Source organism: Rhizobium sp. BK661, assembly GCF_024808825.1.
In the GTDB taxonomy this organism is placed as follows: Bacteria; Pseudomonadota; Alphaproteobacteria; order Rhizobiales; family Rhizobiaceae; genus Rhizobium.
Map to the genome: position 1 here is coordinate 23,704 of NZ_JANTYT010000012.1, position 14,209 is coordinate 37,912.

General features: G+C 59.5%; 13 protein-coding genes and 1 other RNA gene. 12 read left to right on the forward strand and 2 right to left on the reverse strand.

The annotated features are described in order from the left end of the window. Window positions 1–30: 30 nt before the first annotated feature. Window positions 31–1,242 carry a pyrophosphate--fructose-6-phosphate 1-phosphotransferase gene (locus tag FHX16_RS21475; protein ID WP_114713193.1) on the reverse strand — a complete coding sequence of 404 codons (1,212 nt, stop codon included), beginning with the start codon at window positions 1,240–1,242 and terminating at the stop codon, window positions 31–33. Between the two features lie 413 nt (window positions 1,243–1,655). Between FHX16_RS21475 and FHX16_RS21480 the strand changes: the two genes are divergently transcribed. From FHX16_RS21480 to rnpB, 5 genes are all read left to right on the forward strand, one after another. After that, on the forward strand, window positions 1,656–2,363 hold the full coding sequence (locus FHX16_RS21480) for a DnaJ family molecular chaperone (RefSeq protein WP_183860924.1): 708 nt from the start codon (window positions 1,656–1,658) through the stop codon (window positions 2,361–2,363). Continuing rightward, window positions 2,360–3,124: an N-acetylmuramoyl-L-alanine amidase gene (locus tag FHX16_RS21485; RefSeq protein WP_183860922.1), complete on the forward strand. Its 765-nt coding sequence runs from the start codon at window positions 2,360–2,362 to the stop codon at window positions 3,122–3,124. The genes FHX16_RS21480 and FHX16_RS21485 overlap by 4 nt, the downstream gene beginning before the upstream one ends. A gap of 260 nt (window positions 3,125–3,384) precedes the next feature. After that, the gene (locus FHX16_RS21490; RefSeq protein ID WP_016554528.1) at window positions 3,385–3,900 is read left to right on the forward strand and encodes a lytic transglycosylase domain-containing protein; all 516 of its coding nucleotides are present in this window, start codon (window positions 3,385–3,387) and stop codon (window positions 3,898–3,900) included. A gap of 101 nt (window positions 3,901–4,001) precedes the next feature. Continuing rightward, complete coding sequence (locus tag FHX16_RS21495; RefSeq protein ID WP_183860920.1) at window positions 4,002–5,189, forward strand: FAD-binding oxidoreductase; 1,188 nt, start codon at window positions 4,002–4,004, stop codon at window positions 5,187–5,189. A gap of 93 nt (window positions 5,190–5,282) precedes the next feature. Continuing rightward, window positions 5,283–5,678, forward strand: an RNA gene (gene rnpB, locus FHX16_RS21500) — RNase P RNA component class A. Between the two features lie 41 nt (window positions 5,679–5,719). Here rnpB and FHX16_RS21505 read toward each other — a convergent pair. After that, window positions 5,720–5,914: a hypothetical protein gene (locus FHX16_RS21505; RefSeq protein ID WP_016554526.1), complete on the reverse strand. Its 195-nt coding sequence runs from the start codon at window positions 5,912–5,914 to the stop codon at window positions 5,720–5,722. 579 nt (window positions 5,915–6,493) lie between these two features. Between FHX16_RS21505 and mraZ the strand changes: the two genes are divergently transcribed. The 7 genes from mraZ to mraY all read left to right on the forward strand — a co-directional run bounded on the left by mraZ (window position 6,494) and on the right by mraY (window position 14,206). Then, complete coding sequence (mraZ, locus tag FHX16_RS21510; protein ID WP_246712577.1) at window positions 6,494–6,931, forward strand: division/cell wall cluster transcriptional repressor MraZ; 438 nt, start codon at window positions 6,494–6,496, stop codon at window positions 6,929–6,931. A gap of 17 nt (window positions 6,932–6,948) precedes the next feature. Then, on the forward strand, window positions 6,949–7,974 hold the full coding sequence (rsmH, locus tag FHX16_RS21515) for a 16S rRNA (cytosine(1402)-N(4))-methyltransferase RsmH (RefSeq protein ID WP_259130288.1): 1,026 nt from the start codon (window positions 6,949–6,951) through the stop codon (window positions 7,972–7,974). 1 nt (window position 7,975) lies between these two features. Beyond that, window positions 7,976–8,380, forward strand: coding sequence for a hypothetical protein (locus FHX16_RS21520; protein WP_183860914.1), 405 nt, complete (start codon window positions 7,976–7,978; stop codon window positions 8,378–8,380). Window positions 8,381–8,382: 2 nt separating this feature from the next. Next, window positions 8,383–10,125 carry a penicillin-binding protein 2 gene (locus FHX16_RS21525; RefSeq protein ID WP_183754573.1) on the forward strand — a complete coding sequence of 581 codons (1,743 nt, stop codon included), beginning with the start codon at window positions 8,383–8,385 and terminating at the stop codon, window positions 10,123–10,125. 67 nt (window positions 10,126–10,192) lie between these two features. Next, window positions 10,193–11,653 carry a UDP-N-acetylmuramoyl-L-alanyl-D-glutamate--2,6-diaminopimelate ligase gene (locus FHX16_RS21530; RefSeq protein ID WP_259130292.1) on the forward strand — a complete coding sequence of 487 codons (1,461 nt, stop codon included), beginning with the start codon at window positions 10,193–10,195 and terminating at the stop codon, window positions 11,651–11,653. After that, a complete protein-coding gene (locus tag FHX16_RS21535) occupies window positions 11,650–13,083 on the forward strand; it encodes a UDP-N-acetylmuramoylalanyl-D-glutamyl-2,6-diaminopimelate--D-alanyl-D-alanine ligase (RefSeq protein ID WP_183860910.1) in 1,434 nt (477 codons plus the stop codon). The genes FHX16_RS21530 and FHX16_RS21535 overlap by 4 nt, the downstream gene beginning before the upstream one ends. A 22-nt stretch (window positions 13,084–13,105) precedes the next feature. Beyond that, on the forward strand, window positions 13,106–14,206 hold the full coding sequence (mraY, locus tag FHX16_RS21540) for a phospho-N-acetylmuramoyl-pentapeptide-transferase (RefSeq protein ID WP_016554518.1): 1,101 nt from the start codon (window positions 13,106–13,108) through the stop codon (window positions 14,204–14,206). Window positions 14,207–14,209 lie beyond the last annotated feature (3 nt).

Sequence of the window (14,209 nt, forward strand, 5' to 3'; positions counted from 1 at the left end):
AGCAAAGACACCATATCAACCCTCAGTCAATCATGCTGCCCGGTATTTCTGGCCAATCGTGTCCATGACTTCGCCGAACCACTTGGTGGAGGTGTCGAAGGCCTTGCCGCCCTTGATGCGCGGGAACTCGATCGTCCTGAGCTTGCCGTTTTGTGCTTCATCGTGGCCAGTCACACCGGACACCTTGTTGAGGGCGCTTTCAACGGCGAGGTCGGTCATGCTCTGAATCAGGCGAAGGTCATCGCCGTTAGCGGGAGCCGAGCGCGCAAAATAGCCGGACTTCTGCACGAGCGAGCGTTCGGCGTTGATGAGGCCAGCGAACTGCTTCTGGAACCAGCCGCCGACATTGATCGTGTCAATCTTGACGTGTCCGAAAGCGTCGCGCTTGACGGTCTCGCCGGCGGCTTCGCGTTCCGCGACGATTGCATCGAGGCAGGCGCCTTCCGAGACGAACACGGTCGCATGGCCAGTACGGTCGATGATTTCCTTCAGGCGTGCCGCTTCCGCATCGAGGTCGAAAGCCATTTCGGGCAGGTAGACCGCGTCGATGCTCTTCATCTTGGCGTTCGTCATGAAGCCGCCAACGTACTCGTAGTTCTTCGTCCGTTGCAGATAGGCACGCGCCGTCGCGGCCGTCAGCCATCCGCAGTGGCGCCCCATGACTTCATGGATGATCAAGGTGCGCGGTGCTGCCGTCTGCTCGTTGCTGACGTTGTCGAAGAAATGCGCTCCGACTTCGGCCGCCGTCCACGCGCCGAGTGACTGGCGGATAGGAACGACGTCGTTGTCGACCGTCTTCGGGAGGCCGACGACCGTCAGATTGTAGCCGTTGGCAGCCAGATATGCCGCGAGATCGGCGGCGGTGGTGTTTGTGTCGTCGCCACCGATGGTGTGAAGGATGGTTACGCCATCGTTGGCGAGGCGCTCGGCGGCAACGCGCAGCGGATTCTCGCCTTCCTTGACCAGGCCGCGCTTCACGCAATCGGCTGCGTTGGTGAGCTTGACGCGGCTATTGCCGATCGGCGAACCGCCGTAGCGATGCAGAAGCGGCGCCTTCTGGCGCATGTCTGCGTTGATCTTGATGCTGTCGCCGAGAAGCACGCCCTGATAGCCGGAGCGATAGGCGACGAGTTCGATGTCGGGCGCGACGTCGCTATAGCGTTCGATCAGCCCGCCAACCGCCGACGACAGACAGGGCGCCAGGCCTCCAGCCGTGAGCATTGCGACTTTCTGTTTGGCCATGATCCCTCCATCGTGTCTCTTATCAGAGCACCTGCGTGCTGCCTACCTAACGCATGAATGCGACAGGGAAAGGGGCATGTAAAGTGTAGTTATTGTGAAAATCCTGCACCAAAACGGCGAAGATAGGCTGAACGACGATATAATCGTTTCAAGCTTCGGATAGCCGTTGAGATCGATTGTGGAAATCTCCGAGCGCGCGCGGAGCAGCGGTGCGCCGGGCGCCGTGCCGTCGTCACCGCAGCCTATCCTTTGGTGTCATATGAGGCAATGCGAATGCGGCGTATGCTTCAGCATCGGGGCGACAATTACCGAAATGTGAAAGCTGTATTCGCTCCTACGACCAATCGCCGCCTTGCAAACGCAGGCTTTATTTGGTCAAGGTGTCTAACCTATTTGCGCTGCGAGAGACTTTTATGTCCTTCTGGGAAAAACTGCTGAATGCCATTGGCAACACCGCGGGCAACGTCCTTTCGGCGGTGGTCGAGGCTATCCGGACAGTTTTCGAGGGCGATCCCGAGACGCGCCGCAAGGTGGCCTTCTCGGTCGCCATCATCGCTCTGTCCGCAAAAATGGCCAAGGCCGATGGAATCGTGAGCGAGCGGGAGGTGGATGCCTTTGGCGAGATATTCGAGTTCCCGCCGGAGCAGGCAAAGAATGTCGCACGCCTCTACAATCTGGCGCGTCAGGACGTTGCCGGCTATGAAGCCTATGCGGAGCGCCTGTCATCCTTGTGCGTGACATGCGCAGCCAATTGCCCGGTCCTGGAAGAGGTGCTGGACGGTCTTTTCCATATCGCCAAAGCGGATGGGCTCATCCATGAGAAGGAATTGGCGTTCCTGCGGCACGTGAGCGAGATCTTCCATATGAATGAAGATCATTTCGAACGAATTGCAGCGCGGCATGTTTCCATGGGCCGCGATCCCTACAAGGTGCTCGGCGTTTCGCCCTCCGACGACTTCACGACGATCCGTCGCCGCTATCATGGACTTGTCAGCGAACATCATCCTGATCGCCTGATTTCGCGGGGCGTGCCGGCCGAGTTCCATGCGATTGCCAATGAGCGCATGGCTGCGCTGAATGCAGCCTACGAGGCAATCGAGAAGGAACGCCGCGCAGCATGACCTCGTTCGAGGCCGACTACCGGAAAGCAACCGTTCGCCCATCGCCAAATCACGGCGAACGTGCTGATGGGCGCAGGCCAGACATGATCCTTCTTCACTATACAGGCATGCCGACGCCTGACGGAGCCTTGGAGTGGCTCTGTCGGGACGAAAGTCAGGTCTCGAGCCACTACTTCGTTGGTGAAGATGGCGAGGTTCTGCAGCTCGTCCCCGAGGAGCGCCGTGCCTGGCACGCCGGCAAAAGTTACTGGCGGGGGGAGACCGATATCAACTCTTTGTCGATCGGGATCGAGATCGCCAATGCGGGTCATCCCGGAGGGCTCCCTGAGTATCCGCAAGAACAAATTCAAGCGGTCATTGAATTGTGTCGCGATTGCGGCCAACGTTGGTCCATTACCCCCGAAAGGGTGCTTGGGCACTCCGATGTAGCACCGATTCGGAAGGTTGATCCGGGAGAAAAATTTCCTTGGTCAGGCCTGCACAAGGCCGGTGTGGGGCATTGGGTTGAGCCTGCTGCGATCTCCGGTGGAAGATTTTTCCAACGCGGCGACAGCGGCCAGCCGGTCGAGGCTCTGCAGTCGATGCTCTCGCTTTACGGTTATGCGACTGAGATCACAGGCCAATTCTCCGACAAGATGGCGGGCGACATCGAGGCTTTCCAGCGCCATTTTCGGCCCGCTCGAATCGACGGGATCGCGGATTTTTCGACGATCGACACGCTGCACCGTTTGCTGGCGTCGCTGCCGCGATACGCCGCATAAGTAGTACTTTAGGGTGGCGCGGATTCTCAGGATTTTGAGAGTCTGCTGCGTCGCCACATCATTTCCCTATTATCTCCTCATTGCGATGGTCTAACGCCAACCGTCGAACGGCGCCGCTTGTGTTGTTTGGGGTTTCGAGCGGCCGTCAATTGAAACAAAAAGAATTGCTGCAGAATATCTAATATGTATCTGCTGCATACGACCGGATTGTTATTTCAACTGCGATCCGGAAATTCTTTGGGTCGGAGTAATTAGACTAAATGAAGAAGATCATTTCTGCTGCAGTGTGCGCCAGCGCACTGTTGATGGGTATCAACTGCGCCTTCGCAGGCGAATGGGGCGCAAGATCTCAGACAATCCCCTTGAAGACCGTTGACCGCACCAGCGGTTATGCAATGCCGGATTTCACAGCCAACAAATATTCCGCGATCATCGTCAAGTATGCCAACCAGTACAACGTCCCCGTCGAGCTTGCTCGTGCGGTCGTGCGCGTCGAGAGCAATTTCAATCCGAATGCACGCGGCAGCGCGGGCGAAATCGGCCTCATGCAGATCAAGCCGGCGACGGCACGCATGATGGGCTACTCGGGCCCTGCGAAGGGCTTGTTCGACCCTGAGACGAACATCAAGTTCGGCATGAAGTATCTGGCTGCAGCACATCAGCTAGGCGGTGGCGAAACTTGCGGTACGATCCTGAAGTACAATGCCGGCCATGGCGCAACCCGCATGAACCCGGTTTCCAAGGCTTACTGCGGCAAGGTCCTGGCGATGCTTTGATCGCTTGAAAGTGCTTGTTCGAGAATCGCTTCGAGCTGGCACTTAACAATATGATTCAACGTGGCGCCTGTGTTATCCGACCTCGGAAAATGAGGTGACATATGGCAGTTGATTTCAAGGTGATGATCGTCGGACGCGGAATGATGGGCGCGGCTGCTGCCCGCCATCTTTCGGGTATGATCGAAGGCGTAGCGCTTATCGGCCCCAGCGAGCCGGCCGAGCGCAAGAGCCATCACGGCGTCTTTGCCAGCCACTATGACGAGGCTCGCATTACGCGGTCCTTCGATGACAATAGGGTCTGGGCGACCCTCGCTGCACGTTCGCTCGATCGCTACGGGGAGATGGAAGCGAAAAGCGGAATCTCCTTTTTCTCGGAAGCGGGTTGTCTGTTTACCGGGCCGCCCGCGCGACCGGGCGAGGGATTTCTCGGGCGGGCGCTGCAGGTCAGCGAAACCCTCGGTCTTGACGTTGAAGCGCTTACGCCGGCAGCGTTGCGTGAGCGCTTTCCTCAGTTCTCCCTCGATCCGTCCCACCACGGCTATTTCGAAGAGCGGCGGGCGGGGCACATCAATCCGCGCGCTTTGGTTCGGGCACAAACCATGCTTGCCGAGCAGGCAGGCGTAACGGTCGTAGATGCAACTGTTACCTCGGTTCGCGACCGGGGCTCATCTGTCGAAGTTGAAGCTGGTGGCAGGAGCTATACCGCGGAGCGTGTGCTGGTTGCCGCTGGCGGTTTCAGCAATTTCAACGATCTCCTGCCAACTCAGATCGACATCAGAATTGCCGCCCGCACCGTTGCCTTCTTTGAGCTTGGCGAACGGGAGATGGCGACTTTCTCCGATATGCCTTCGACGATTGTCTTCGGTGATCGCGATGAGGACCACGTCTATATCCTGCCACCGGTGCGATACCCCGATGGTCGGACCTACCTGAAGCTCGGCGGCGATCTAGAGGCGCGGTCATTCGAGACGCTCGGGGATATCGGAACGTGGTTTCGCTCTGACGGCGATCCACTGGAGCGCGACAATCTGGTCTCAACGGCACTGCGGCTGATGCCGGCCTTGGCTGGCTGCCCAACAACCTCCGCGCCGTGTGTGTCAACCTTCACGACGACCGCGTATCCTTATGTCGGCTATACGGATTCACCGCGGATCGCTGTCCTGGCGGGCGGCAATTTCGTTGCCGCGAAATCGTCCGACGAACTCGGCCGGCTAGGGGCCGTCGTCATGACGCAGGGCTGGCTCGGGGCAGAGGACTTCGGCCGGGAACTGACACCGGTTTTCCGCTAGGCCCAGAGTCTTGTCACTAGACAGAGCTTTGTCGTCGCGAAGCCGGTAATATTTCGGTGGCATTCGCTCCGTGTCTCCGCTAAGGGAGCCTTGCCAGTTGGCCGGGCAGCCGCGCTTTACCAATGCCGAAAGGCGGTAGGGTGAGGAAAGTCCGGGCTCCACGGAAACACGGTGCCGGATAACGTCCGGCGAGGGCGACCTCAGGGAAAGTGCCACAGAAAGCAAACCGCCTGCCTCGGCAGGTAAGGGTGAAAGGGTGGGGTAAGAGCCCACCGCATCTCCGGTAACGGCGATGGCAAGGTAAACCCCACCGGGAGCAAGACCGAATAGGGATGACGTGGGAGGCGAAAGCCTTCCGGCCGGTTTCCAGGTCAGTCATCCGGGTGGGTTGCGTGAGGCAGCGTGCGAACGCTGTCCCAGAGGAATGGCTGCCACGTTCCGGCTTCGGCCGGGGCCATACAGAACCCGGCTTACAGGCCAGCTGGCGAACTACCCTTGCGGAAGCATGTCTTTGTGATTGCCGTCGATTGCTAGTGGGCGGTCGGCGCCTTCGCCAGACATTCCTCGCAGGTCGTGCTGCTGCGGGCGAGAATGGACCAGCGCTTGAATATCTTGCCGCAGGAATCGCATTGGATGTCAGTCGTCATTCCCGACTGCGACAGCGGAATACGCTTTTCCGGCTCAAAGCGTCCGTAAAGAAGTCCCTTTAATGTGAAGTTTGTCATAATGTTACTCCACGGTTACTTATTTAGCTTCAAGTAATATGCGGCAGCAGTGAACTAATTCAATTCTCCCGCCGTTCATTATTTTGCACGTGGCAGCAGCCGAATGGCTCGGCCTATTACTTCAAAGGAGATAGCGGCTGCATACCTCTTCGTGCGAGCGCTCGAGACGGGTGCTCCCACTCTTGAAGAGGATGCATTAAGCCTCTGTTTAAAAGCGCATATTTTGCTGTGCCAATTTGAACCATATGTGGCCTTTGAGGGCGCTTCGGCGGTTGGGCTGTCCGGTGTCCGCAAGCTCGATCCTAACCCTTTGTTAAACTTAACAGCTTATAAATTTCGGATACTTCGCTCATCGTGAGACGGGCGTTTCCCATTGACGCCCATATGGTCCCATGTTATCCCATTCATGCACTGCGCAAGGGCAAGTAGGTGCCCAACAATCGCAAAGCCAAGGTGTCTTCCGCTCCGGAAGCGCCGGGTGGGATTTCGCCCATTCGGCTCGCGAAGCTGTGCCTGAATTTCGAGGTTCCGGGCTTTTGAGTTCAGTCCGGGCTCTTTCGGGAACGGATGTTTCGTGTCATGAGCCGCTTCCTTTCAAATGCGACCAACAGAATCGATTCCAAGGGCAGGGTTTCCGTGCCGGCGGCGTTTCGATCCGTGCTGGCGCAGCGCAATGTTCAGGAGCTCTATTGCTTCCAGGACTTTGTGTTTCCGGCGATCAGTGTCGGCGGTCCGGATCTCCTGGAGAGGTTCGAGCGTCAGATTTCTGCGGAGGATCCGTTTTCGCCGGACGCGAACGAGATGTCGCTTCTCATCCACGGGGGCGGTATCTTCATGAAGCTCGATGCGGAAGGTCGGCTGATGGTCACGGATTTCATCCGCGACTTCACCGATATCTCGGACGAGGTGGCCTTCGTCGGTCGGGCGGATCATTTTCAGCTGTGGCAGCCGCAGGCATTTCAGGCCGCCCAGATGCAGGCACGAGGAGGGCGTCGGCTGGCGGGCAGGCGTTCCTAACGGTACGAGGGAACGGAATGGCGGCGAATCCTGGCGAAGATTCAACTGATGCCGGTGGCGGACCGGTTCGCCACATTCCGGTTCTTCTCAATGAGGTCCTCGCCGCGCTCGAGCCGTTGCCCGGCAAGATCATTCTCGACGGCACCTTCGGTGCGGGTGGCTACACCTCTGCCATTCTGGGCACCGGCGCCAACGTCGTCGCCCTGGATCGCGACCCGACCGCTATCGAAGCTGGTCAGGCTCTTGTCGCCGAGAGCCAAGGTCGTTTGAGGCTCGTTCATTCGCAGTTCTCTCGACTGGCCGATGCTGCTCCATCCGGCGGACTGGATGGAGTTGTGCTCGATATCGGCGTGTCCTCGATGCAGATCGATGAGGCCGATCGTGGCTTCTCGTTCCTGAAGAATGGTCCGCTGGACATGCGCATGTCGGCGGCAGGTGTTTCTGCGGCTGATGTGATCAATCGCGCCAAAGTGGCTGATCTTATCCGCATCTTTCATTTTCTCGGAGAGGAAAGCCAGTCGCCGCGCATCGCGCACGCGATTGAAAAGCGGCGGGCGGAAAAGCCGTTCGAGACGACGCGCGATCTGGCCGGCCTGATCGAACTCGTCACGCCGCGCAAGATGAAGGACAAGATCCATCCGGCGACCCGTGTCTTCCAGGCGTTGCGAATCTTTGTCAACGATGAGCTTGGCGAATTGGCGCAGGCGCTGTTTGTCGCCGAGCGTGTGCTGAAGCCCGGCGGTCGTCTCGTTGTTGTTACCTTCCATTCGCTCGAGGACCGGATCGTCAAGACCTTCTTCGCCGATCGTGCCGGCAAGGCTTCGGGCTCGCGTCATCTGCCTGTCGCGCACGAGCGTGCTGCAACGTTCGAGCGGATCGGCAAGCCGATGGTTGCTGCGACGGAGGCGGAAGCGCAAGCAAACCCGCGGGCGCGATCTGCCAAGCTGCGGGCAGGGCTGCGCACTGCCGCGCCTGCCGAAGCGGCAGATATTTCCATCTTCGGATTGCCGAATCTGGCGAGTCTCGGAAAGCTCGGAGCCTGATATGCTGAGAACCTTGGACCTCATCCTCGTCGGTGTCATGACAGCCGCTGCTGCTGTCACCTACACCATCAAGCACCATGCCGAGCTCAAGCTCGAGGAGGTTCATCGCCTCGAAGCGGAGATCAAGCTCGAGAGGGACACAATCGACCTGTTGAAGGCGGATTGGGCTCTGCTCTCCCAGCCGAACAGGCTCGAGCGCCTCGTCAACAACTACAATGGTGAGCTTCAGCTGCAGCCGACGGCGTCCACATCGCTGGTTCACGCCAAGGAACTGCCGATGCTGAAATCGCAGGTTCCTGTTCCCGAGATTACAGAAGCGAAAGCCGGTTCGGGCAAGGCAAAGCCAAAGCCAGCGACGCCTGAACCCGAAGAAGAAGACATGATGGCAACCGGATCGGTGGAGTAGAGATGTCGTTTCTTTCACGCATCATGGTCTTGAAGAGCCAGGCGCATTTCTCCGCCGGCACCAATAACCGCCTCGGCGGCAATAGGCCGATCGAGGGATCGCGAAAGAAGAAGGCGGGACAGGCGAAGAGCCGCGTCGGGCTCCTGATCGTCGGCTTTCTCGGCGTTTATTGCGTGATCGGCGGGCGCCTCGTGGAATACGCAGTCCGCGATCCTGATGTCGTGTCCAGCATCCTGCCACCGGATCGTCTGATGGCCTCGCGTCCGGATATCCTGGACCGAAACGGCGAGGTGCTGGCGACCGATATTCGCACGGTCTCGCTTTTTGCCGAGCCGAACAAGGTGGTTGACCCAGACGAAGCGGTCGAGAAGCTCGCGACGGTTCTGCCCGACCTCGACATGAAGGGCACCTACAAGAAGCTCGCGAACCGCACATCTCACTTCGCCTGGCTGCGACGCCAGTTGACGCCGAAGCAGCAGAGCCAGATTCTCGCACTCGGCATTCCCGGCATCGGCTTCCGCCCTGAGAAACGCCGCTTCTATCCGGGCGGCGCGACCGCGGCGCATATCCTCGGTTACGTCAACATCGACAACCGCGGCGTTGCCGGCATGGAGAAATACATTGACGATCAGGGCCTTGCCGACCTCGCTTCAGTCGGCATGACAAGCGACCAGCCGCTTGAGCCCGTTCGCCTGTCGATCGACGTTCGCGTTCAGAACATCGTGCGCGATGTCGTCGTCAACGCCGTCAAGAACTACGAGGCAAAGGGCGCTGGCGCCGTCATCCTCGATATTCATACCGGCGAAGTGCTCGGAATGGCATCGGCCCCTGACTTCGATCCGAACAACCCGCTGGAAGGCGCCAAGGAAGGCTGGCTGAACCGCATGTCGAACGGCACGTTCGAGATGGGGTCGACCTTCAAGACCTTTTCGCTCGCCATGGCGCTCGATACGGGCAAGGTCAGCCTCAACGACAGCTTCGACGCGACGCAGCCGATCCGCATCGGCGGCTTCACCATTCACGACTTCCACGGCCAGCGCCGTTGGCTGACGCTGCCGGAGGTGTTCCAGTATTCGTCCAACGTCGGTACCGCCCGCATCATCGACATCGTCGGCATCGATGCGCAGAAGGACTACCTGACGAAGCTCGGTCTGCTCACCAAGATGCAGACGGAACTCCCCGAGGTGAAGATGCCGAGCCAGCCGAAGGTCTGGAAGAAGATCAACTCGGTGACGATCTCCTTTGGCCACGGTGTTTCCACGACGCCGCTGCAGACGGCGGTTGCGGGCGCGGCGCTCGTCAACGGCGGCAAGCTCATCGAACCGACCTTCCTGCCGCGCAACCGCGAACAGGCAGACGAAGTTGCGGAAGTGGTCGTCAAGAAGACCACCAGCGATGACGTTCGCTATCTCTTCAAGCTGAACGGCATCAAGGGCTCCGGGCGCAATGCTGACGTGCCCGGCTTCAATGTCGGCGGCAAGACCGGCACGGCTGACAAGGTGGTCAATGGCCGCTACGCGACGAACCTCAATTTCAATGCGTTCCTCGCGGCTTTTCCGATCGACGATCCGAAGTATGTCGTGCTGACGTTCTGCGATGAGCCGCACAATGGCGAGAAGGGCCAGAACATTGCAGCGTACACGGCAGCGCCGATGGTCAAGAACATCATCGCCCGCGCGGCCCCAATTCTCGGTGTGGAACCCAAGTTCGGTGACGACGGATCGGCCATGTTGGTGTCTTATTGAGTCTGAATGAATGTCGGAGCCGATTCGCCACGGGGGCGCGGCGGCTTGAGAGAGAAAAGTACATTCGATGAACTTGCGAGACATCGCCGGAGATGCATTTCCGGAACTTGAAGATCAATTGGCCGGGTCTGTCGGGGCGCTGGCGGTTTCGGGTATCTCGTCCGACAGCCGCAAGATCGAACCCGGCATGGTGTTTGTGGCTGTCGCCGGGACGAAGGCCCATGGAGCAGGCTTTATCGCCGACGCGGCGGCGCGCGGTGCTGTCGCGGCCATTGCGTCCCATGGCGTTGATGCTTCCATACCTGTTCTCGTGGTGAACGATCCGCGCCGCTTCCTGTCGATCGCGGCCTCTTATTTCTATGGCAAGCAGCCGGAAACGATGGTTGCCGTGACCGGTACCGCCGGCAAGACGTCGGTTGCTTCCTTCACCCGGCAGATCTGGGCCTATGCAGGCCATCCAGCGGCGATGATCGGCACGACTGGCGTCGTCTCGCCGACACGCAATGAGTATGGCTCGCTGACGACCCCGGATCCGGTTTCGCTTCACAAATTGCTCGCGGAGCTTTCCGAGGAGGGAGTTACCCATGCCTCGATGGAGGCCTCCAGCCATGGCCTCGATCAGGGCCGTCTCGATGGCGTCAAGCTAGCAGCGGCTGCCTTTACCAATCTCGGCCGCGATCACATGGACTACCATCCCACGATCGAAAGCTACATGGCCGCGAAGATGCGGCTGTTCGATACGCTGCTGCCGAAGGGCGCACCGGCCGTGATCTTCGCCGACGATGCGTGGTCGGGGCAAGCCGTCAAAGCGGCGCGCGACGCGGGTCACGACGTTCGCACCGTCGGTCGCAAGGGCGACTACCTCACGCTGAAGCGCGTCGAGCATTTCCGGCACAAGCAGGTGGCTGAAATCCACGCCGAGGGAGAGATCTTCGAGGTCGATATTCCGCTTGCAGGGGACTTCCAGGTGGCCAACGCGCTCGTGGCGGCAGGTCTCGCCATATCGACGGGCGTGCCGGCGAAGGTCGCCATGGCGGCCCTCGAAAAGCTGCAGGGCGCATCCGGTCGTCTCGAATTTGTGGGCCATACCAAGGACGGTGCGCTTGCTTATGTCGACTATGCCCACAAGCCCGACGCGCTTGCCAACGTTTTGGAGTCCGTTCGGCCGTTTACCACGGGCCGCGTCATCGTCGTGTTTGGCTGCGGCGGCGACCGCGATCGTGGCAAGCGCCCGATCATGGGCGAGATCGCCTGCCGTCTGGCCGATGTGGTGATTGTCACCGACGACAATCCACGCTCGGAAGAGCCGGCGACCATTCGCGCCGAGATCATGGCGGCCGCGGGCTGCGCGAGCGAAATCGGCGACCGTGCCGAGGCGATCCGAACGGCCGTAGGAATGCTGACGTCGGGCGACACGCTGATTGTCGCCGGCAAGGGACACGAGGAAGGGCAGACGATCGGGAGCGTCACCCTACCGTTTTCGGATCATGCCGAATTGCGTAAGGCTTTGGAGGAGCTGAAACCGTGAACTGGCTTTGGACGACGGAAGACATGGTTGCCGCCATGGCAGGGCGGCCGTTCGGAACTTTGCCTGAGGGCATTACCGGTATTTCCATCGACAGCCGCTCCATTGCGCCCGGCGAAGCTTTCTTCGCCATCAAGGGCGACCGCGTTGACGGCCACGACTTTGCGTCGATGGCGATGGCAAACGGGGCTGCTCTGCTCGTTGTTAACGAAGCGCGCCTTCCAGCCATGGGGCGGCTTACCGTTCCTGTCATCGTCGTCGAAGATGTGCTGGCGGCACTCGGCAAGCTCGGTCAGGCTTCTCGTGCCCGTTCGCGTGCTCAGATCATTGCCGTGACCGGTTCGGTCGGAAAGACCACAACCAAGGAGATGTTGCGGCGCGTCTTGTCCCCATCGGGCAAGGTGCATGCATCCGTTGCCTCGTTCAACAATCACTGGGGCGTACCCTTGACGCTCGCCCGGATGCCGCTCGACACCTATTTCGGCGTTTTCGAAGTGGGGATGAATCATCCGGACGAAATCCGCCCACTGGTCAAGATGATCAGGCCGCATGTTGCCGTGGTGACAACGATTGCGCCGGCTCACCTCGGCAATTTCAAGAGCATACGAGAGATCGCAACGGCGAAGGCCGAGATTTTCGAAGGTGTGGTTCCCGGCGGTCAGGTCGTGCTCAACAGGGACAACGACCAGTTCAACTTCCTCGAGCGCACGGCGCAGGCCTGCGGCATCCAGCACATTCATTCGTTCGGTCAGCATGCGAAGGCCGATTTCCGCCTCGCGGAGTTCAATGGCTCCGACCAGAGTTCGACGTTGTGGATCACCATCGATGGCGACACCAAGGAGGTCGCGATCGGCGCGCCGGGCCGGCACATTGCCGAGAATGCACTGGCCGCCCTTGGCGTCGTCAAGCTTGTCGGTGCGGACATGCATCAGGCAATCACCTCCCTTTCGACGCTGCAGCCGGAAAAGGGCAGGGGACGGCGTCACCGCCTGGCAATCGACCGCAGCGCCTTCACGGTCATCGACGAAAGCTACAACGCCAATCCCGCTTCGATGCGTGCCGCGATATCCGTGCTTGCGAGTTCCGTTCCGGCAGGTGCTGGGCGGCGCATCGCCGTGCTTGGCGATATGCTGGAGATGGGTGACTACGCGGAGAAAGTCCATTCGGATCTGGCGGGGCCTTTGCTCGCTGCTGGTATAGAGCATGTCTGGCTCGCGGGGCCTGAAATGGTTGCGCTGAAAGAATCGCTCCCCGAGGGCGTGCAGGTCGTCCACTATGAGAAGACCGAAGAACTATCAGAATATGTATTGAACGCTGTCGCGGCTGGCGACGTGCTGATGGTAAAATCGTCACTGGGCATAGGTTTCGGCAAGATCGTTGCCGCGCTCCTTGACAAGTTCCCGCCATTTGCCGACACGCAACGCGATTTTTGAGCGGGTAAACAAGGGGCCCTGAATGCTGATTTGGCTTGTCGAACTGTCGGAACACCTGAAATTCTTGAATCTGTTCAGGTACATTACCTTCCGCACGGGCGCCTCCCTGTTTACGTCCGCCTTCATCGTCTTCCTGTTCGGACCGATGATCATCAGATCCTTGCGCATCCGCCAGGGTAAGGGGCAGCCGATCCGCGCCGACGGTCCGCAGACGCACTTCAAGAAGGCCGGTACGCCGACCATGGGCGGTCTGATGATTCTCGCCGGTATCGTCGGGTCGTCGCTGCTCTGGGCCGATCTTTCGAATGTCTACGTGGTTGCCACGCTGCTCGTCACTCTCGGCTTCGGGGCGATCGGCTTCTATGACGACTACCTCAAGGTCACCAAGCAGAGCCACAAGGGCTTCTCCGGCAAGGCTCGCCTTGGCATTGAATTCGTCATTGCCGGCATCGCCGTCTACTTCATGATGCGCACGGCGCTGGCGTCCGGAACCGCGGGTTCGACCTTCGGGTCCTCGGTCGCGTTTCCGTTCTTCAAGGACTTCATGATCAATCTCGGCATCATGTTCGTCGTTTTCGGCGGCTTCGTGATCGTTGGCGCCGGCAATGCCGTGAACCTGACCGATGGCCTTGATGGCCTTGCCATCGTTCCGGTCATGATTGCTGCGGCGTCGTTTGGTGTGATTGCCTACCTCGCGGGTAATGCAGTCTTTGCAAACTATCTGCAGATCAACTTCGTCCCGGGCACGGGCGAGCTTTCAGTCGTTCTCGGCGCGGTTATCGGCGCTGGTCTCGGCTTCCTTTGGTTCAATGCGCCGCCTGCCGCTATCTTCATGGGTGACACCGGCTCGTTGGCGCTCGGCGGCACGATCGGCACTGTTGCCGTGGCCACCAAGCATGAGATCGTCATGGCGATCATCGGTGGCTTGTTCGTGATGGAGACGTTGTCGGTCATCATTCAGGTCGGCTACTTCAAGATGACGGGCCGACGTGTCTTCCTGATGGCGCCGATCCATCACCATTTCGAGAAAAAGGGCTGGACTGAAAGCCAGGTGGTGATCCGCTTCTGGATCATTGCGGGCGGTCTCGCCCTGCTTGGTCTCTCGACCCTGAAGCTGCGGTAAGCG